This window comes from Luteibacter sp. KNZ12-1A (genome assembly GCF_056755675.1).
This window is the reverse complement of the sequence record NZ_JBPGXU010000021.1, coordinates 31363-50672: the sequence shown is the minus strand read 5'-3', so window position 1 is coordinate 50672 and position 19310 is coordinate 31363. Positions and strand designations below refer to the sequence as shown.

The following is a 19310-nucleotide window of genomic DNA, read 5'->3' as shown; positions in this document are numbered from 1 at the left end:
CGACTACCGTCGCGCCGAGGGTGGCGCCCGGCAGCTCCCCTCGCCGCACACGACCAACGCGAGGGCGAAGCCGAGCCCGCACCAGGCGAACCCCAGAAATACGCGAAGAACCTAAATAAAGCGCTGCCTTGCGCACGGCCTCGCTTAAAGGCCGCTGCCTGCCTTGGCGGGACTGATGGCCGTGACGACGCGGTACATGTTCTCGAAGACTCCCGCCGTGTGATCGGCATCTTCCGCCAGTGCGCGGCGCTGCGCTTCCCTGGCCAGGCGCATGCGCAAGGCTTCGTCGTCGAGCATGCGCGCCATCGCGTCGGCGAGCGCATCGGCGTCGCCCGGAGGGACCGCCAACGCCGCCATGTTCGCCCATTCGGCGATATGGCCGACGGCCGTACCCACCGTCGGTACGCCTGCCACGGCGGCCTCCAGCAGGACCAGGGGTCCGGCCTCGTGCAACGACGACATCACCAGCAGGTCGGACGCCGCCATCAGCGGTCGCAGTTCCGCCTGCGTGCGGAAGCCGAGGAAAGTGACGCGACGCTCGATGCCCAGGCAACATGCGAGTTCCTGCATCTCGCCGTCCAGTGTGTCCACACCGACGATGCGCATCTCGAAGTCCACGCCCGCGTTGGCCAGGATCGCCAGCGCGCGCAACAAGGTCGCCTGATCCTTCACCCGGTTGAGGCTGGCCACATGGATCAGTTTCGGCGGCGCGTCGTCACGCGACCGTGGCTCCAACGGCTTCCACGCGTCCGTGTCGACACCTAGCGGCACGCGTTTCGCCGGAATGCCCAACGCGTCCAGGGCATGGACGATCGGGGTACTTGCAGCGGTCACGACGTTCGCCATGCGCAGGACCACCGCCTCACGCAGCCGGCTCCGCCACTTGCGCCTTCCGCCATAGCGGATGGCATCCAGCGCGACCAATTCGCCACCCGCGATGTGCACGAGGGCTGGAAGACCGAGCGATTTCGCCGCCACGACGCCGATCAGGCCGCAGTGCCCAGAGAAGATCGACTGGACCACGTCGAAGGGCGCGCATCGATGTTCGGCACGGATCGCGGCGATGGCCCGCCATACCGTGCGGCCTTCGCCGATGTTGTGTATCGTCGCGCCGCGCAGCGGCCACGTCCCCGGCCTGGGCTCCTGGTGCAGCACGAATACATGCACGTCATGCGTTCTTGCGAGGCGTTCGATCAGGGCGAGGAACACGGGGATCACCCGCTGTTCGCCACCCCGGTCCACGCCACCGGGAAGCACCATCGCGATCTTCACGCGGCGTCCTCTCCACCGGCGACCTGGCGGTACGCCTCGGCCCACCGCCGGCCCAGGGCCTCGAACGACAGGGCCACCTCGAAATGATCGCGCACCGCCTCCCTCGACGTGTCCGATGCCGCTGTGTCCGAGGACGCCGCCACGAGCGCGTCGGCCAGTGCGGTGGCGTCGCCGCGAGGCCACAACCTGCCGATGCGCCCATCGCCGGTGATGGCGCGGAACGAAGGGATGTCCGTCACAACAGGACGAAGCCCGCAGGCCATCGCCTCCAGCAACGCGTAACCCGACCCTTCGGCGAGGCTCGCCGAAACGAAGATATCCGCCGAACGCATCAGCCACTCGATATCCGCATGCGGCACGGCCCCCAGAAGGTGGACCCGGCCGGCAAGGCGTGCATCGCCATCGATCCGCCGGCGCACGACGGGCAACAGGGGAGCCGTGCCGTACGCGCACCACAGTTGCAGGCCGGGCAATCGCTCGCTTGCCTTGGCGATACCGTCGAGCATCGTCAGCGGGTCCTTCCCCGCGGCCAGGTGGCCGACGGAAAGCACGCAGGGATCGCCATGGAGACCCGTGACCGCGCGCGCTTCGCGACGGTCGCCCGGCGTGAAGCGACTGCTGCTTTCGGGGATCGCCAGCAGGCGCGTATGCCTGCCGAACAGGCGCCGCCGCGTGAACGGCGTCGCCTGCTCGAGCGAGGTGAAGGCGATGCCCGCCGCCGCTCCGTACCATCGCCGCCACGGCATGTGGCGCCATCGCGAAGGCACGCCGTCCGCGTGATCCTGCAGGACCACCGGCAGCGTGGGGAGGCATCGTGCCAGTACCGCCGCATGCCGTGCGAAGGCCAGGCTGTGCACGTGCACGACGTCCGCCCCGAGCTCGCCGACCATGCGCGCCGCCGACCGGCCAAGGCCCCCCGCGCCATGCATGCCCCGGCTGTCCACGAAGCGATAGTCGATATCCGAGCGCGTCACGCGTCCGTCGAACGCCGCCATCTGCACGACCGACACCTGCGTGCCCCCGCTCGCGATCGCTTCGGCGATGTCGGCCAGTGACGGCCAACGCGCGAAGATCGCGTCGGCGTCGAGTTCCGCGGGCGCGGGCAGGAAGTTCACCAGGACGGCATGCATGCGGGTGCGCTCCCTCAGAGGCCGGACACCTGCGGCAGGCGCAGGCGCACCAGGCGATTGGCGAGATTCAGCTCCCACGGCTTGTCGTACTTGCGCCGGCGATAGCGCCAGGACGCCATGGCGCTGAGACCGCGCTTGGCCCAGGGTGGCGAGCGCAGGTCCTGCACGGTGGGGAAGCGGCAGCGCAGCACGGTGACGAAATCCTGGATGTGCCGGCGCAGGTCGTCCGTCAGCCAGGGGGCATCCGCGTGGCACGCGTAATCGACCCAACGCTTCTCCGTCCATTCCTCCGGTGTCGACGGAAAGATCACCGGCTCGCCATCGAGGTCGAGCAAGGGCGTGGAAGCGCGCTTGCCGCGATCCTTCTCGTGCTTGCTGCTCTCCGGCAGCGGCGTGTAGATGTAGACGATGATTTCCGATTGCGGGTTGATCTTCTTCAGTTCACGGATGAACTCGAACGTGTGCAAGGTCTCTTCCTCGGTGTTCTGCGGCGGCGCGACCATGAACGACAGTTCGGGAATCACGCCGTGGCGGCGGCACAGTTCCGCCACTTCGAGGGTCTGGTCGGGCCGCGTGCCCTTGCGGATTTCCTTCAGCATCGCGCCGCTGGGAGACTCCGCGCCGATGTAGGCCATGCGCAGGCGACTCTTGCGCACCAGCTTCCACGAGCTTTCCGAGAGATTGAGCAAGGCGTCCGAGCGCGCGTAACACCACCATGGCAGCTCCAGCTTCGCCATCACTTCCAGCAAGGGGACCATGTCCTCTTCGCGGTCGAAGAAGTTGTGGTCGAAGAACTGGATCGAATCGGCCCCCAGTTCATGCTTGAGATAACTCAGGTCGCGCTCCAGGCGGGCCACGGCCGGCAAGGCCGTCGTGCCGCCGAACATCGCCGCCACGCCGCAGAACGTGCAACGGAAGCGGCAACCGATGGCGGCCTGGTGCGCGGCGGTGCGCCGGCCGAGGAAGGTCGGCGCCAGGTAACGGCGGGGATCGCCCAGCTTGTCGTACGGCAAGACGATGCCGCTGTCGCCGAGGGAGAAGCGGCGACCGGGGTTGTGCACGATATCGCCGTCACGCTTCCAGGACAGTCCGCCGATACGCGAAACATCGCGGTCGGGCCGGCCGAGCGCGGCCATCAGTTCGGGCAGGCTTTCCTCGCCTTGCCCGCGGATGGCGTAATCCACGTACGGCGCGGAAAGCGCGGTATCCGTGTACAGGGTCGGAAAATAACCGCCCCATACGATGGGCATGTGCGGAAAGCGTTCGCGGATCGCCTTCGACACGGCGATCGACGGTTCCATCTGCGGGCCGCCCATGACGCTGATGCCCACGGCATCGAAGCGTTCCGCTTCGATCGCTTGCAAGGTCGCGGCGACGACGTCGCGATCGATGTTCCCATCCACCACGCGGCTCGTGCCGCCGCGGTCCAGCGCCGCGGCCAGATGAAGCAGCGACAGCGGAAAACGCGCGCTGCCGCGTGAGGTGATCGTCGGGTTGACCAGCAAGGTGTTCGGGGCGTGAGTCATGGAGGCGGTCGCATGGATTCAGGAAGGCCGGCGCAGCTGGAACACCAGTGCGACGGGCACGTCGAGGGCCACGCGGTCGAAGTGCGCGCCCTCGGGAATGTCCGCGGCATCGAGCATCGGTTCGAGCACGTGCTCGATGAGCAGGCCTAGACGCGCGCAGGTCGCGTGCCAGTGGCTGTAGAGGTGCGGGGTATGACGCGCCGCGTAGCGCTGCCCGTCGTGCTTGAAATCGCGCAGCCAACCCAGCGCATGGCCGGTGGGATGCACGTCGCTGCAGAGGATCAGGCCGCCGGGACGGGTCACGCGGCGCAGTTCCGCAAGCGACGGCTCGAGTCGCCGGAGGTGTCCGATCACCAGGCCGCAAAGCGTGATGTCGGCCTCCTCCGAAGGCAACGGCAAGGACTCCAGGTCGCCCTGCCCCAACTCGACACGGGTGCGTGCGGCGGTTCCGGCGAGCGCGGCGGAGGCACGCTCCAGCATCTCCGGCGACAGATCGACGCCGCGCACGCGGGCCGCACCACGCTCCACCGCGTGCCGCACGTAGCGGCCACTACCGCAACCGGCATCGACCACCGATCGTCCGCGCAAGTCTTCCGGCAACAGGCCGAGCATCGCGCGCTCCTCGGCCCGCATCACGGGGTTGTGCGCATGAGCGGGATAGCTGCCGGCCCATAGCGCGTACGCGGCCGACGGTTCGAGGATGGGCGTGGCGCTCATGCGGGAATCTCCGCGGGATGTCTCTCGTGCATCGCCGGTGGCGCGTGTTCCAGGCCCGGCTCAAGCGCGAGCAGCTCCGGATCGGCGAGTTCACGGGCAAGCAACTTCGCCTTCCCGTCCAGCATCACCGGTACCGTCTGCACGCCGGCGGCGGCGAACCAGCCGGCGAAGTCGGGATCGGCAAGGCGGGGCACGCCGTCGCGTACCACGGCGCGAAGATCGGCGCGTCGCCGGCCAACCAGGCCGCCCACCTCGTCCCCACCGCGATCCTCCACGATCACCATGTCGCCCACGAAACCGTGTTCGAACCGGCCGCGCCGGGAGAGGCGAAGCACGCGGGCGGCGGCTTCGGTCACCAGCTCAAGCAAGGCGCGCCGATCCAGCGTGGCGAGCAGGTCCTCCGTGTGCAGTTCCTCGAGCAGGTCGCGTGCGCCGCTGAGGCGGGAATCGCTGCCCAGGGCGAGCCGTCCCGCCGCGTGCAGCCGCCGTGGATCGAGCGTGCGGCCGAGCAGGCGGCGGTTGCTGCCCGGGCACCAGACCACGGAAGCGCCCACGGCGATCACCCGGTCGATGTCCTGTTCCCCCATGCCCACGCCATGCACGAGCACGCTGTTCGCGGCCAGGCATCCTAGCTGGTCGAGCCGCGCAAGCTCGGCGGCGGCCACCGCGTCCGTGCCCTCGGCGAGGTGGATCATCCACGGATGCGCAAACGGCGTCGCGGCGAAGCTGGCTTGCACGGGCGGCCCGTAGGCGGGGCCGTCCAGGGTGTAGCTCCAACCATGGTCGCGCAGCAGCGCCACCGGAAAATCCACGGCATCCAGCGCGGGATGCCACGGATCGTGGTGTGCGACGCAGGTGACGCCCGCGAGCAGGTTCTTGAGCGCACCGTGGCGCATCCGCCGTTCCTTGGGAATCGCGAGGGCGGCAACCACGGACGGCTCCGCGAAGTGCTCCTGGAATGCCGCGATCCACGCGTAGCTGTTCGGAAACGGCGCGCCCGTGCGCAGGGGCGGCACGCTGTTCACCTGCAAGTGGTCGTGGGCGTTGATCAGTCCCGGAAAGACCAGGTGATCGCGCAGGTCCACGGGGAAGGCATCCTTGCCGGCGCGTGCGCCGATGCGGCCGCCGACGAGGTGCAACGGCGAACGCACGGCACCGGCGGCGGTCACCAGGGCGGCCCCGGAAAGCGTGGCGTCCATCCTCAGCGCCGGTGCATCACGATCAGGAAGTGATCGCCCATGTCGCGCAGCAACGGCAGCCCGCCGAAACGGTCGTCGATGCGCCCGAGCCGCTCGTACCAGGCCGGGCGGCGGCGATAGCGCTCGACCATGTAGGGCGGCGGCAGGAACAGGCTCAGGGCGCGATAGCCGCCCAGCACGAAATGCTCCTGGAACGCTGCGTAGAACTCACGCGGCATGTAGTAGTACGTCCAGATCGTGTGGCCGTTCATGCCCACCGATTGCGCGCCGCGAGCAAGACGTACACCCGCCCGGCCGAAGCGGCGGCGCACGGCATAGTGGCCCGCTTCCCACGGGCAGATACGGCCCATCACGGAGAAGACCAGGGAGCCGCCGGGGCGCACCAGCCGAGCGCACTCATCCGCCACCACGCGCAGGTCGGGCGCGCAGTTCAGCGGGCCGAAGTTCGAGTAGACGCCATCGAAGCGGCCGCCCAGCAGGTGCAATTGCTGCACGCCGAGATGCACGGCGCTCACCTTAGATTCCAGCGCCGCCGCCTTGGCCCGGGCACGCGTGCGCTCCACCATCTCGGGAGACCAGTCGCTGGCCACCACCTCGTAACCATGCCGGGCGAACTCGATGGCATCCAGTCCGGTCCCGCAACCGAGGTCGAGCAGTCGCGAACCCTCCGGCATCGTGCGGGCGATCGTCGCCCACATCGTGCCGCGCATGCGCTGGATCAGTTCGTTGTTGCCGCGCGGTCCGTCGTAATCCGCCGCCACGCTGTCGAACGCCTTCTGCGTGTCGAGCAGTTGCGCCTCGTCGAGCCCTCGCGGGGGCGGCATTCGCTCCATCCGTGCCTGGCCAGTCATGTCGATCTCCGAACCCGTGGTGTATGCCCTGTGTGTGCCGCCCGGACGTGCTTTGGTTGACTCAGGCGAGGTGCGCCGTCGCCGCGCCGCGACGGCGCAACGCATGCCGCGCGACGGCCGCCAGCGAGGCGAGGAAGGCCGCCGCCAGCAGGCCCATGCCCAAGGTCAACGGGGCGTTGGGGAAGACCCGGTCCTCGGGCACGTCGATCGGCCAGGCCATCGACGTGCCCGAGGTGTAGTTGTCCGCCAGCCGCGTCACCAGGTCGTTGCGAACCTGTTCGAGCGTGCGGACTTCGCCGTTCGCGCCGGCGAGCAGCACGCCCGCCATTCGTGCGTCGTCGCCCTTGCCGGCGGCGGCCGCGCGGGACAGCCTTTGCTGTTCGGCGCGGGCGTCCTTCAGGCTGGCTTCGACCTCGCCCAGGCGTTTGCGCGCCAGCTCCAGCGGTCGCGCCTCGATGCGCTGGTGGATCGCCTGCAGCACCGTCACCGTCGCCGACGCCAGTGCGGCGGCATCCTGTTCCGAATAGGCGCGCAGACGGAACTTGATCAGGCTCGCGTACGGCAACGGCTCCAGTTTCAGGCTGCGCCGGTAGAGCTTCGCCTCGGGTGCTTCGACGGGAACGCCGACGCTCTTCAGCACGTCGTTCTGGAAGCCGAGCGTGTCGAGCCGTTCGAGCACGCGCTGGAACGGTTCGACCTTCGGGTCCTGGCCGGTGGGCGCGACACCCAGCTGGCCCAGTTGTATCCATGCCGTCGCTTCCCATTGGCTGCGCGATGCATGCAGGTAGGCGAACGTGACCATGAGGACGAAGGCGGCCGTGCCGGCGAACCAGCGCCATTCGCGGACGACGAGGCGCCACATGTCGATCAGGTAGATTTCGTCGGCTCGTTCCATGCGGGGGACTCGGAGAAGTGGAGGGTGGATGGCGTCCGGCTGGGCAGCAGCGCGGCCAGCAACTGCAACAGCAGGCAGATGCCAAGGAAGGCGGCATTCATCCAGATGAATATCTGGGGTGCGAAGGGCGACATCACCGAGACGTAGGCGATGCGCAGGAACATCAGGAGTCCGAAGAGCGGCACGTTCGGGCGCAACCGGCGCACGCACCAGATCAACAGGCCGTAGGCCGCCGCGATCGAGAGCAGCGCGCCCGGCGCGCCCCAGGCAAGCAGGAAAGGAAGGTACTCGGTGCCCACGTTGATGTTCATCGCGTCGAACGGGATGTCGGTGTCCATGCTCGACAAGGGACCGCTGCCCGGTACCAGCTGGTGCACGAGGAAGTCCGGGTTGACATAGTGCTTGGCCAGCATCGCGCCGAAGTTGTAGGGGCCGGCGCTGATATAGAGAAGCAGCCACTTCACGCCCTGCGGAGCCATGCGGTAGAGGCTGCTGAAAGGCAGCGTCACGTTGTCCAGCGAGCCCGAGCGCAAGGCGCCCAGCACCGAAAAGACGATGCATCCCAGCAGGCCCAGCATGGCGATCGCCTTCCAGGGCAAGGGCCGGGCCGCATCACGGCGGAAGACCGCGATGAAGGCGATCGAGAACAGGCCCGCGAAGATGCGGTTCCGGTCGATCACGAGCACCGGGAACACCAGGCCCACCGTCACGAGCGCGTAGCGCAACCCGGCATGCCGCGTGCACAACAAGCCGATGACGGGCAAGGTCCAGCACATGTCCGAGATATGGCGCAGGTGCTCGCGCCCGGGTTCCATCGTCGCGTACGACGAGGGATCGTCGATCAGCGGGATGGGGAAGAGCGCGAGGTCGAGGCCACAGAACAGCACCACCACCGCCGCGAACGCCAGCGCCGCGAAGGCCTCGCGGGTACCGGCATATCGCCGTGCGCGGAAACGTTCGGGTGCCGGCAGCCGGATGCCCGTGGCGGCGTCGAGCAGGAGGATGGCTGCCGCCGCGAGCACGAGCAACAGAATGCCAGGGCCGTATCCGGCGGGCAGGTCGTAGGTCAACGGCGTGATGCCGCAGGCAAGCAGGAGCGGCAGGCACAGATACGCCGACGGCAGGCGCAGCAGGCCTTTCATGTCTCGCCCACCCGCTGGCGATGCGGTACGGGCCGGATCCGCGACAGCACCAGCAGCGACAGATACGCCGTCATCTGCATCGCCACGAGCCAGGATCGTCCCTGCAGGAAGGCGATCTTCGCGCCGATCCGGAACGCCTCGGCACGCAGCAGGGTGCGGTCCGGCTCGTCGAACATGCACAGCCGGCGCAAGGCCACCTGGCGCGCCTCGGTGAGATTGACGATGCGCGTGGCGGTATGGCGCGTCTTGCTGAAGTTCGCGCCATGCAGCCGGTAAGCGCAGACCTTTACATCGACGAAGCCGATGGCATCCCTCGCCGCGAGGCGAAGGAACAGGTCCCAGTCGTCGATGCGCAGGCCTTCCGTCCAGCGGGCCACGGTCTCCAGCGCGCTCTTTCGCAGCATCGTGACCGGTCCACCGATCGCCCAGTGGCTGATCACCGCTCGCCGGATGCCGTCGTCGGAGCCATACAGCCGCTTGTTCGCGTGATGGAGATCGGACATGCCGCTGTCGAGGATCTTCGCGCCATGACGATCGACGACGATGCAGTCCCCTATCGCGGCACCCTTGTGAGGGTGTTCGACGAGATAACGGACGAGGACATCGGAACCACCGGGAAGCAGGTAGTCGTCGCTGGCGCCGATGCGAAGGAATTCGCCCCGCGCGCGTGCCGCCAACTCGTTCAGCGTCGCCGCGATGCCCTTGTTCTCGCGACTCACGTATTCGATCGCGATGGCCTCGCCGTGGGTCGCGATCCATGCCTCGATCCGCTCCGCCGTCCCGTCCGTCGATCCATCGTCGATGATGACGATCTCCTTGGCCGGATACGGATCGTCGAGCACGCTGTCCAGGCAACGCTGCACGAAGTCCTCGTGGTTGAACGCGGGTATCAGTACCGACACCAGCGGCAGCGCCGGCACGAGTTCCGGTTTGCTCACCGGCATGGTCAGAGCCCTCCCAGGTAGCGCCGCACCACCACGACGTTGAAGACGAGGTAGAGGGCGTAGTTGGCCGCGAAGGCGTACATCGCGCCGATCACGCCGAAGGTCGTGGTGAAGGCGCAGACCAGCAGGAAGTAAGTCACGCCGAAGACGATCTCGGAAACGATGAAGAGGCGGGTCATCGACTTCGCCAGCATCAGGTAGGCCAGGACGAAAGACGCGATCTTGAACACATCGCCCACCAGCTGCGGGCCGTAGAGGTCGTTCGCCCCGGCCGTGAAGTCGGCGCTGAAAAGGACGCGCGTGACGGGCTCGCGCATCAGGTACACCACGGCCGCGATCGCCACCACCACGGGCAGGAGGAAACGGTAGGCCTGGCGGAATTCCGCGACGAGCGCGGACTTCTCCGTCGTGGAGGCCAGCCTCGGCAAGTAGTGGACCGTGATCGCGGTGACCAGGAACAGCAGGTACGCATCCGAAACGCGACTCACCGCCTGCCAGTAGCCGACCTGCTCCCAGCCGAAGCGCGCGGCGAGATGATCGCGGACCGCGATGTTGGCCAGGGGCGGTACCAGTGCCGAGGTGAGGGTTATCGTGGAGAAGGCGGCGAGGCGTCCGGCCATCTCCCGGTCGAAGCGCATGCGCAGCATGCCGCGACGGAAGTAGGGACTCTTCCAGCACGCGGGGAACGCCACGAGCAACCACAGGGACTGCCCCAGCACGAGGGCGAGCAAGGCACCGTAGAGATGCAGCCAGCGAGACAGCCACAGCGCGGCGAGCATCGCCAGGATCGAGCCTGCCACCTGGATGACGGCGAGCCGGCGCACGTCCATGAAGCCGTTGACCACGGCGAGCATGTAATTGACGACGGCGATGCCCAGCTGCGCCACGGCGAGCACGCGAACGAGGCTCGCGTAGCCGGCATCGCCCATGAGCCACGCGGCGATCTGCCGACTGAACAGCAAGGTGGCGGCACCCATGACGCAGGACGCGAGCAAGGCATACCAGAGCGCCGCGGCGAGAAGCCGGGACAACCGGGCCGCATCCTCGCGATACTCGGCCACGTATTTCACCACCCCGGAGCTGATGCCCCCGCCCGCGAACACGGCCAGGACGGACATGAGGCTCATGAACTGGCCCAGCCTGCCAATACCTTCCGGACCGGCCGACGAGGCGACGAGCTTGACCACCACCAGCGCGGCGAGCAAGCGTGCGCCGGTGCCCAGGGCCGCGTAGAAACCCGAGCGGAAGAAACTCATGGATCGTCCGCGTAGGACATGCAGGCCTCGACCACCTGCTCGACCTGCTCGTCGCGCAGGACGGCGGCGACCGGCAGGCTCAATACTTCGGCGTGGATACGCTCGGTGAGCGGTAATCGAAGGCCCCGCAGCGAGGCGTAGGCGGGTTGCCGGTGCGGTGGAACCGGATAATGCACCTGCGCCTGGACACCATGGCGGGCGAGGTGTTCGCGCAAGGCCTCGCGGCGTGCGCTACGGACCACGAACAGGTGCCATGCGTGCATGCCGTGCGCGCCGGCGGCGGGCAGGCGGATCGCCGGATGACGTATCCCCGCGAGATAGGCCTCGGCCACCGCGCGACGGCGCGCGTTGTCCGCGTCGAGGTGGCGCAGCTTCACGCGCAGCATCGCCGCCTGCATGTCGTCCAGCCGCGAGTTGGCGCCTTGGCTGTCGTGCCGGTATTTCTCCGGCGAACCGTAATTGCGCAAGGCGCGGACACGGATCGCCAGGTCCTCGTCGTCGGTGACCACGGCTCCGCCGTCGCCGAGCGCGCCCAGGTTCTTTCCGGGATAGAAGCTGAAAGCGGCCGCGTCGCCCAGCGAACCCGCCCTGCGGCCATGGAAGGAGGCGCCGTGGGCCTGCGCGGCGTCCTCGATCAGCAGCAGGCCGTGGCGCCGGGCGATCTCCGCAAGGGCGGGCATGTCGGCAAGGCGCCCGTACAGATGCACCGCCATGATGGCCCGCGTGCGCGGGCCGATCGCCGCCTCGACGCGCGAGGGATCGAGGTTGAACGAGGTATCGTCCGGCTCGACGGGCACGGGAACCAGCCGGTTGGTCGTGACGGCGAGGAAACTGGCGATGAAGGTGTTGGCGGGTACGATGACTTCGTCGCCTTCGGCGAGCGCGCCGCGTTCCATATACGCGCGCAGGATCAACGACAACGCATCGAGGCCATTGCCGACACCGACCATGTGCGCCACGCCGCAGTAGTGGGCGAACTCGCGCTCGAAGGCCCGCAGTTCCTCGCCCAGCACGTACCATCCGGAATCGATGACCTTGGCGGCCGCCGCCTTCAGTTCATCGGCATAGGGCGCATTGACCGCGCCGATATCGAGGAAGGGCACGGCTGGCGAAACGACGCTCACCATGCCGCCACCCCTTCCAACCGTGTCCCGCCACGCACCTCGCGCAGGAAATCGTCGTAGTCGGTGATGTAGTCGTCCGGGTCGTAGTGCTGGTCGGCCAGGACCATCAGCACGCAGTCGTCGCTGAAATCGTAGAGGTCACGCCAGACCATGGCGCCCAGCAGCAGCCCCTTGGTGGGATCGTCGAGCACGACTTCCACCGGGCCGTCGCCGTCGTCGAGAAGGAAGGTGACCCGGCCGCGCACGGCCACCGCCAGCTGGTTCAACCGCCGGTGCGCATGACGCCCGCGATGCACGTCGGGCGTGGTGGCGAACAGGTAATACACGCGGCGGATCGGAAAGGGCACGTTCCGCTCCTGCTCCAGCGCGACGAGCATACCCCGGCTGTCGCCGTGCGAAGTCAGGGAAATCGGTTGGATGTCCATGCGATGGCCCGGCTGTGACAGTGGCTGCGAGAGTCGGGATTGAGTGCCGCCGCCTTCGTCGAAGGTTGCGTCCGCCGCCGGCACAACCTTCCGCCCGCGTCCCGGCACTCAAGCGGAACACGAGGATGGATGGGGCACGACAGTGGACAACGACGACGCGGCACCGACGCGGCCACGAAAACTGGTGGCACTGCACTGGTTGACGGTGCTGTGCGTGTCGCTGGCCGCCACCTTCATCCTGGCCCGCGACGAACTCGACGGACGGGCCCTGCGCCAATGGCTGCTGGAAGGGCACCGCCACGCCGGCCTGCTGGTGCTGCTGCTTTTCGCCGTCCGGGTGGCCTTGCGTATCCGCTACGGCAAGCTGTCACCCGGCGGCGAGCATTCGAGGCTCGTCCGCGTGCTCGCCGGGCTCACCCACATCGCGCTCTACGCCTTGTTGCTCGCCCTGCCCCTGCTCGGCTGGGCCATGTCGAGCGCCGCCGGCACGCCCGTGCATTTCTTCGGCCTCACCCTGCCCGCGCTCGTCGGCGAGGACGAGGACCTGGCGGACACGCTGCAGTCCTTGCACGTGGATGCCGCATGGGCGTTGCTCGCCCTGGTCACCCTGCACCTCGCCGCGGCGCTGTGGCACCACTTCGTGCTGCGCGACCACACCCTCCGAATGATGCTCCGGCGTCGCCGCCCCTGATCGACAAAGGAAGAAGGAACCCGCCATGTTGCCGATATCGAACCGACGACACGCCATCCGGGCCATGCTCGCCTCGCTGCTGCTGTTCCTGGCCAGCACGGCGGCCCACGCGATCCCCGCCTATGCGCGGCAGACGGGCGCTGCCTGCGCGGACTGCCACGCGGGGTCCTACGGGCCCGCGCTCACGCCGTATGGCATGCGCTTCAAGCTCAACGGTTATACCGACACCGATGGCAAGGGCCACAAGATTCCGCTATCCATGCAATTGATCGAATCGCATTCCGCACCGGCCCGCGGCGATAGCAGTACCCAGCTCAGCGAAGGCGACCTGTACCTGGCGGGAAGGCTTACCGACCAGGTCGGCGGTTACGTGAAGATCGAAGCCGATCACACCGGCCACAACACCTACAACACCCGGCTGAGCAACATCGACCTTCGCTTCGTCGCCAAGGAACTCAAAGTCCATGGCAAGGAAGCGTTGTTCGGCGTGAGCGTGAACAACAGCCCGGGCTTCACCGATCCCGTCGGCACGCTGCCGGCGTTCTCGACCCTGGGTCCCGCCGGCGTCACCGGTACCCTGCTCAATCCATCCAGCCCCAACTCGCTGGCCAACCGCGTGATCGGCGCCAGCGTGTACGGCCTCTACGATTCGAACTGGTACGGTGAAGTCGGCACCTACCGCTCGTTGCCCACTTCGCAGCAGGACCATCTCGGCTACAACGTGGCCGGCGATCCCGGGCGGCTCAGCGATACGGGTTACGTCCGCCTCGCGTACATGAAAGACATGAAACGGCAGTTCTTCTCCGCCGGCGTGGTCGGCCTGACGACGAAGCGCCAGCTGCCGCGCTCCGGACCGAGCGACGACCTCACCGACCTCGGCTACGACCTCAGCTACCAATACCTGGGCAACCGCGAGCACATCGTCCAGGTGGCTTACGTGAACATCCTCGAACGGCGCGACTATGGCAGCGCACCGGTCATCGGCGGCGTGCAGGCGCGCGACCACGGCAACGTGCACGACCAGACCGCGAGCGTCACCTACACGTTCAGGCAAAGCTACGGCCTCTCCATCAGCCACATGAAGAGCACCGGCTCCAGCGACGTCGCGCGCTACGGGCCTTCGGGCAGTCCCGACACCACCAGCAACCTGCTCACGGTGTTCTGGACGCCCTTCGGCAGGGACGACTCCTACACCTCGATCGCCAACCTGAAACTGGCGGCCAACTGGTTCCGCTTCACCCGGTTCAACGGTCGGGGCGACGACATCTTCTTCGCTCCGCCTGGGGCGCGACCAACCAATGCCGGCGACCTGAACGCGTTCTTCGTGACGGCGAGCCTCGCCTTCTAACCCACCACAGGAGCGACAGCGTGTTGAACCCGATCGTGCGACAAAGCCTGCGCCTCGCCGCCATGGCCCTGCTGGCCAGCGGCTGGGCCATGGCATCCCCTCTTGTCCGCGCTGGCGACGCCAAGGCCGGTGCCGACGTCTTCAAGTCCGAGTGCGCCGAATGCCACGCGGTCAAGGAAGGGCGGAACAAGAAAGGACCCAGCTTGTTCGGTATCGTCGGTCGCAAGGCCGGAACTGTGACCGACTACGACTATTCCGATGCGTTGAAGCAAAGCCCGTGGACATGGACGCCCCAACAGTTGCATACGTATCTCTCGCAACCGGCGAAAGTCGCCAACCCGGGCACCAAGATGAAATACGACGGCCTCACCGACGCCACGCAACTGGACGACCTCATCTCCTATCTCGACACCCTCCACTGAGGCGAAACCCAGCCGATGCTGGAGCACCGTTCCTCGTACGCCCGGCCCCGGTATCGCACCGGGGCGATCTGGATGCTCGTCGCGGCGGGAGCGGTGGCGCCCGTGCAGGCGCAGTCGCAGGCATGGAGCGGCGTGGTGGCGCTCGGCTCGCAACTGGTCGATCGCGGCGTGGCCGTCACGCCACCCGGCCCCATCCTCCAAGGCGCGGGCACCTGGTCCCTCCCGGACGGCTGGTCCGTCGGCGCTTCGGCGAGCGCGCAACTACGGACGCCCCGGCGTATCGTGGAAACCCTCGCCCAGGTGGCACGCTCATGGTCGCTTTCCAGCGACTGGCAGATGCAGTCGAACCTTCTCTACTACCACTATCCACGCCACGGCCAGGCACGAACCTACGACCGCACGGAGCTGGGGGTCGGCTGGATCTATCGCGACGTCCTCACCCTTGGCCTGTCGGCGACGCACCTGAACGACTACGGCGGGCAACGCCCCCGTGGCGCGGCCGACCTGGGCCTGCGCTGGCCGGTGTCCCGCCAGCTCTCCATCACGGCCAGTGCCGGGGTGGCCCAGGAACTGGTACCGCCCCGGGGCCGTGACTACGACCGGTCGAACCATTACTACTACGGCCACCTGGGCCTGACCTGGACCGAGGGTCCATGGCGGGTGGACCTCGCCCACATCATGAGCAACCGCGACAAGTTCGACTTCCAGCCGGATGTCTCGCCCTGGGTTGCGACGGCCTCGTGGGCCTTCTGAAAGGTAGACGGCGCAACCTTTCCGGCCCACCCCGGTACTCATGAGTCCTATCCGAATGCCTTCCGAGCCCATGAGCGAAGCCGAACTCGACGCCGACGCCGCCGACCGCGTGCTGCTACAGCGCATGTCGGCCGGCGATCGCGCCGCGCTGGCGGTCATGTACCGCGGATACCACGGGCGGCTCGTCCGCTTCCTTTCCCGTCTGACCCGGCGCACGGACGTCGTCGAGGAGGCGATCAACGACTGTTTCTGGATCGCCTGGCAGAAGGCGGCCACGTTCCAGGGCGATTCCCGCGTGTCCACCTGGATCATGGGCATCGCCTATCGCTGCGGCCTGAAGGCGCTGCGCCAGCACGGCAGCGAGCCGGTCGACGAGGACAGCGTGCCGGAAGACCGCACGCCCTCGCACGATCCCGGCGAGGATCGCGAGATGCGCGACTGGCTGGGCAAGGGCCTGGACCGCCTCTCCGCCGACCAGCGCGTCGTGGTCGAGTTGGTCTATGGCATCGGCCACACGCTCGACGACGTGGCGGCGATCATGCAATGCCCGGTGGGCACCGTGAAGGCACGGCTTTTCCATGCCCGCGTAAAACTGCGCAACGTGCTCCCGGGGCTTGCCGGCGAGCGAACCATCAACAGGGAGATCGTGCCATGACTTTCCAGAAGGATATCGGCAGGGATTGCCCGCGCGCCTGGGAAGCGATGCCCTGGGTACTCCAGGGCGACGCGTCGCCCGTGCAGGGCGCCTGGCTGAACATGCACCTGGCCGAGTGCCAGGCCTGCCGCGAGGAATTCGCGCAACAGGAACGGCTGCGCGCCGCGTTGGCGCTGTCGCCCGAACTGGATATCGACGCCGAAGCGGGACTCGCCCGCCTGCTGGCGCGCATCGACGAGGCTGACCCGCAGCAGGCCGCTCCGTCGCGCCGCGCGGCATCGTCCCACTGGTTGACCCGCGCGCTGGTCGCCGCGGTACTGGTCCAGGCCGTCGGGATCGGCGTGCTGGGGATCAAGCTCGGCGGCAACGGCGCCAGCCATGCCGCCGCGCCGGTGTATCGCACGCTGAGCCAGGAAGCCGCGCCCGCCGCGCCGGGTTCCCTCCACGTGGTCCCCGTGGCGACACTGAAGGTGGCCGAATGGAACGCGCTGCTGCATCGGTACCACTTGCGCGTGGTCGGCGGCCCGAACGACGTGGGTGCGTACACGCTGGTATCCACCGACGGCGACACGCCGACGCCGCAGACCCTGCAAGGCCTGCGTGCCGATCCGGGCATCCGTTTCGCGGAACCCGTCACCGATACCCCATGAAGCAAGCCTCCCTCGTCCTGGCGTTGCTGTTATCCACCCTCGCCGCCTGCGCACCCGTGCGACCGGACCGGCCGCAGGCATCCGGCGCGGATGCCGCATCGGCATCGGCCGGTGGCGTCGCTTCGATGGACAGCGAACGCGACATCGTGCTGGTCGTGGCCAATCCGTTGGAACCGGCCTCGACGCACGCCGGTTCCAACCTGCTCGGCTACGCGCCCTCGGCGAGCTACGGCGCCGGGCAGCGCGCCGTTTCGGTGCTGTCCGACATCAAGCGCGCCTACGGCATGCGCGAGGTAGCCGGCTGGCCGATCAAGGCGCTGGGTGCGTACTGCGTGGTACTGAAACCACCGGCGGGGGCCGACCGCGATGCCCTGGTCGCGCAGCTGGCCCATGACGGCCGCGTGCAGCTGGCGCAGGCATTGCAGGACTATTCCGTCTATTCGGACGCCCCGCCGGAGGGGAAGAAATACAACGATCCCTACACCGACCTGCAGCGCGGCTTCGTGGAAACGCATGCCGCCGTGGCGCATACCACGACACAGGGCCAGGGCGTGCACGTGGCGATCGTCGATACCGGCGTCGACATGTCGCATCCCGACCTGCAAGGCCACATCCACGACAGCGGCGATGCCGTCGATAACGACACTTCCGCGTTCAACCACGACCGCCATGGCACCGAGGTGGCGGGCGTGATCGCCGCGGTGGGCGACAACCGCCAGGGCATGGTGGGCATCGCGCCGAAATCGCGGCTCAGCATCTACAAGGCCTGCTGGTATCCGCCCGGCCAGCACGCGGCGCGCTGCAACTCCTTCACGCTGGCCAAGGCGCTCGCCGCCGTCAACGATACCGACGCACGCATCGTCAACCTCAGCCTGGGCGGCCCCGCCGATCCCCTGCTCGGCAAGTTGCTGGCGCAGCTGGTGGGCCAGGGTCGCATCGTGATCGCGGCGCTACCGCCGGGCGGCACCACGGGAGGCTTCCCCGACAACGCGCCCGGCGTGATCGTGGTGCGATCCAGCGCCACCACGCCCCCGCCGCCCGGCGTCGTCAGCGCCCCGGGCAACGATATCCTCACCACCCAGCCGGGCGGTGGATACGACTTCACCTCGGGTTCGTCGATGGCCACGGCACACGTCAGCGGGATCGTCGCGCTGCTGCTGTCCCTCGCGCCGCGGCTCGACGCGCGTACCACCCGGGACATCCTCCTGCGCACGAGCACCGTCACCAACGGCATGCTCGAGGTGAATGCCGCCTCGGCGGTCGCCGCGTTACGAACGAGCGAAACCCCATGAAAATCCTTTCGGACACGACGGGCGCGATGCCCGATGTCGCCACGCAGACCGCTCCGCGTTTCGGCGCTCCACTCGAATGGGTGGGCATGGACGGGATCGACGCCCCCGTCAGGTTCGACGCCGGTGACGGCATGCCGCAGGTCGCGGCGGCGAAGATCGGCGCCTTCGTCAACCTGGTGCGGCCGGACGCGCGCGGCATCCACATGTCGCGGCTCTACCTCATGGTGGACGAGCACCTCGGCTCGCGAACGCTCGACGCGGGGACGCTCGACACCATGCTGCAGGCCTTCCTCGATTCCCATGCGGGGCTGGCGGACCGCGCCCGCGTGGACATCCGCTTCCAGCACCTCGTGCGCCGGCGTGCGTTGCGCAGCGACAACAGCGGCTGGCGCGCGTATCCCGTGACGATCGAGGCCACGCGGGACGCGCGGGGATTCCATCTCGACCTGGCGACGGAAGTGACCTATTCGTCCACCTGCCCCGCGTCCGCCGCCCTGGCGCGGCAACTGATCCAGGAGCGGTTCGCCACCGACTTCGCGGCCGATGCTCCGCTGGATCGCACCGCCGTGCTGGCATGGCTGGGCAGCGAGCAGGGCATCGTCGCCACCCCCCATGCGCAGCGCAGCGTGGCACGCCTGCAAGTGCGCTACGCCGCGGGCGTCACGCCGAACCTCATCGGCCTGCTCGACGCGGTCGAAGGGGCGCTCGGCACGCCCGTGCAGACCGCGGTCAAGCGCGAGGACGAGCAGGCTTTCGCACTGGCCAACGGCGGCAACCTCATGTTCTGCGAGGATGCGGCGCGACGGATACAGCGGGTGCTCGACGGCGACGCGGGCCTGGCCGGCTTCCAGGTCCGGCTGGAACACCAGGAGAGCTTGCATGCGCATGACGCCGTGGCTTTCACGAGTACCTAACGCGAGGGTGGAAACGTGCAAAAACGTCATCGACCCGACGGGAAACTTCATGTACCTTCCTGAATGAGCGGCCGGTCCCGTCATTCCATGACGATCCCGGGGCC

20 protein-coding genes are annotated in these 19310 nt (G+C 67.9%); 8 read left to right on the top strand and 12 right to left on the bottom strand.

What is annotated here, in order from left to right; translation table 11 throughout:
- Nucleotides 1–144: 144 nt before the first annotated feature.
- The 12 genes from ACR9ZJ_RS06975 to ACR9ZJ_RS06920 form a co-directional block, all read right to left on the bottom strand.
- A complete protein-coding gene (locus ACR9ZJ_RS06975) occupies nucleotides 145–1272 on the bottom strand; it encodes a glycosyltransferase family 4 protein (protein WP_481287302.1) in 1128 nt (375 codons plus the stop codon).
- Complete coding sequence (locus tag ACR9ZJ_RS06970; RefSeq protein WP_481287301.1) at nucleotides 1269–2402, bottom strand: glycosyltransferase family 4 protein; 1134 nt, start codon at nucleotides 2400–2402, stop codon at nucleotides 1269–1271. Before ACR9ZJ_RS06970 ends, ACR9ZJ_RS06975 begins: the two co-directional genes overlap by 4 nt.
- A 14-nt stretch (nucleotides 2403–2416) precedes the next feature.
- Nucleotides 2417–3928 (bottom strand): B12-binding domain-containing radical SAM protein, encoded by a 1512-nt coding sequence (locus tag ACR9ZJ_RS06965; RefSeq protein ID WP_481281519.1) that lies wholly within the window; start codon nucleotides 3926–3928, stop codon nucleotides 2417–2419.
- An 18-nt stretch (nucleotides 3929–3946) separates the two neighbouring features.
- Nucleotides 3947–4645: a class I SAM-dependent methyltransferase gene (locus ACR9ZJ_RS06960; RefSeq protein WP_481287300.1), complete on the bottom strand. Its 699-nt coding sequence runs from the start codon at nucleotides 4643–4645 to the stop codon at nucleotides 3947–3949.
- Entirely contained in the window at nucleotides 4642–5844 is a 1203-nt protein-coding gene (locus ACR9ZJ_RS06955; protein WP_481287299.1) for an amidohydrolase family protein, read from the bottom strand. Before ACR9ZJ_RS06955 ends, ACR9ZJ_RS06960 begins: the two co-directional genes overlap by 4 nt.
- Before the next feature lie 2 nt (nucleotides 5845–5846).
- The gene (locus tag ACR9ZJ_RS06950; RefSeq protein WP_481287305.1) at nucleotides 5847–6677 is read right to left on the bottom strand and encodes a class I SAM-dependent methyltransferase; all 831 of its coding nucleotides are present in this window, start codon (nucleotides 6675–6677) and stop codon (nucleotides 5847–5849) included.
- A gap of 79 nt (nucleotides 6678–6756) precedes the next feature.
- Entirely contained in the window at nucleotides 6757–7590 is an 834-nt protein-coding gene (locus ACR9ZJ_RS06945) for a Wzz/FepE/Etk N-terminal domain-containing protein (protein ID WP_481287298.1), read from the bottom strand.
- Nucleotides 7563–8732, bottom strand: coding sequence for a hypothetical protein (locus ACR9ZJ_RS06940; RefSeq protein ID WP_481287297.1), 1170 nt, complete (start codon nucleotides 8730–8732; stop codon nucleotides 7563–7565). The genes ACR9ZJ_RS06945 and ACR9ZJ_RS06940 overlap by 28 nt, the downstream gene beginning before the upstream one ends.
- The gene (locus ACR9ZJ_RS06935) at nucleotides 8729–9676 is read right to left on the bottom strand and encodes a glycosyltransferase family 2 protein (protein ID WP_481287296.1); all 948 of its coding nucleotides are present in this window, start codon (nucleotides 9674–9676) and stop codon (nucleotides 8729–8731) included. The genes ACR9ZJ_RS06940 and ACR9ZJ_RS06935 overlap by 4 nt, the downstream gene beginning before the upstream one ends.
- A 2-nt stretch (nucleotides 9677–9678) precedes the next feature.
- Complete coding sequence (locus ACR9ZJ_RS06930; RefSeq protein ID WP_481287295.1) at nucleotides 9679–10932, bottom strand: O-antigen translocase; 1254 nt, start codon at nucleotides 10930–10932, stop codon at nucleotides 9679–9681.
- Nucleotides 10929–12059 (bottom strand): DegT/DnrJ/EryC1/StrS family aminotransferase, encoded by a 1131-nt coding sequence (locus tag ACR9ZJ_RS06925; protein WP_481287294.1) that lies wholly within the window; start codon nucleotides 12057–12059, stop codon nucleotides 10929–10931. The genes ACR9ZJ_RS06930 and ACR9ZJ_RS06925 overlap by 4 nt, the downstream gene beginning before the upstream one ends.
- Nucleotides 12053–12481: a sugar 3,4-ketoisomerase gene (locus tag ACR9ZJ_RS06920; RefSeq protein WP_481281527.1), complete on the bottom strand. Its 429-nt coding sequence runs from the start codon at nucleotides 12479–12481 to the stop codon at nucleotides 12053–12055. The genes ACR9ZJ_RS06925 and ACR9ZJ_RS06920 overlap by 7 nt, the downstream gene beginning before the upstream one ends.
- Nucleotides 12482–12623: 142 nt before the next feature.
- Here ACR9ZJ_RS06920 and ACR9ZJ_RS06915 point away from each other — a divergent pair, with 142 nt between their 5' ends.
- Genes ACR9ZJ_RS06915 through folE2 form a run of 8 tightly spaced genes read left to right on the top strand, consistent with a single transcriptional unit; the run spans nucleotide 12624 to nucleotide 19206 of the window.
- The gene (locus ACR9ZJ_RS06915) at nucleotides 12624–13172 is read left to right on the top strand and encodes a cytochrome b (RefSeq protein ID WP_481281528.1); all 549 of its coding nucleotides are present in this window, start codon (nucleotides 12624–12626) and stop codon (nucleotides 13170–13172) included.
- Nucleotides 13173–13197: 25 nt separating this feature from the next.
- Complete coding sequence (locus tag ACR9ZJ_RS06910) at nucleotides 13198–14520, top strand: cytochrome C (protein ID WP_481281529.1); 1323 nt, start codon at nucleotides 13198–13200, stop codon at nucleotides 14518–14520.
- A 23-nt stretch (nucleotides 14521–14543) separates the two neighbouring features.
- Nucleotides 14544–14942: a c-type cytochrome gene (locus tag ACR9ZJ_RS06905; protein ID WP_481287304.1), complete on the top strand. Its 399-nt coding sequence runs from the start codon at nucleotides 14544–14546 to the stop codon at nucleotides 14940–14942.
- Between the two features lie 15 nt (nucleotides 14943–14957).
- Nucleotides 14958–15695 (top strand): TorF family putative porin, encoded by a 738-nt coding sequence (locus ACR9ZJ_RS06900; RefSeq protein ID WP_481281530.1) that lies wholly within the window; start codon nucleotides 14958–14960, stop codon nucleotides 15693–15695.
- A gap of 55 nt (nucleotides 15696–15750) precedes the next feature.
- Nucleotides 15751–16350, top strand: a complete 600-nt coding sequence (locus ACR9ZJ_RS06895; RefSeq protein ID WP_481287293.1) for an RNA polymerase sigma factor — start codon at nucleotides 15751–15753, stop codon at nucleotides 16348–16350.
- The gene (locus tag ACR9ZJ_RS06890; RefSeq protein WP_481287292.1) at nucleotides 16347–17000 is read left to right on the top strand and encodes an anti-sigma factor family protein; all 654 of its coding nucleotides are present in this window, start codon (nucleotides 16347–16349) and stop codon (nucleotides 16998–17000) included. Before ACR9ZJ_RS06895 ends, ACR9ZJ_RS06890 begins: the two co-directional genes overlap by 4 nt.
- The gene (locus ACR9ZJ_RS06885; RefSeq protein WP_481287291.1) at nucleotides 16997–18292 is read left to right on the top strand and encodes a S8 family serine peptidase; all 1296 of its coding nucleotides are present in this window, start codon (nucleotides 16997–16999) and stop codon (nucleotides 18290–18292) included. Before ACR9ZJ_RS06890 ends, ACR9ZJ_RS06885 begins: the two co-directional genes overlap by 4 nt.
- A complete protein-coding gene (gene folE2, locus ACR9ZJ_RS06880; RefSeq protein ID WP_481287290.1) occupies nucleotides 18289–19206 on the top strand; it encodes a GTP cyclohydrolase FolE2 in 918 nt (305 codons plus the stop codon). The genes ACR9ZJ_RS06885 and folE2 overlap by 4 nt, the downstream gene beginning before the upstream one ends.
- The last annotated feature ends 104 nt before the right edge of the window (nucleotides 19207–19310 follow it).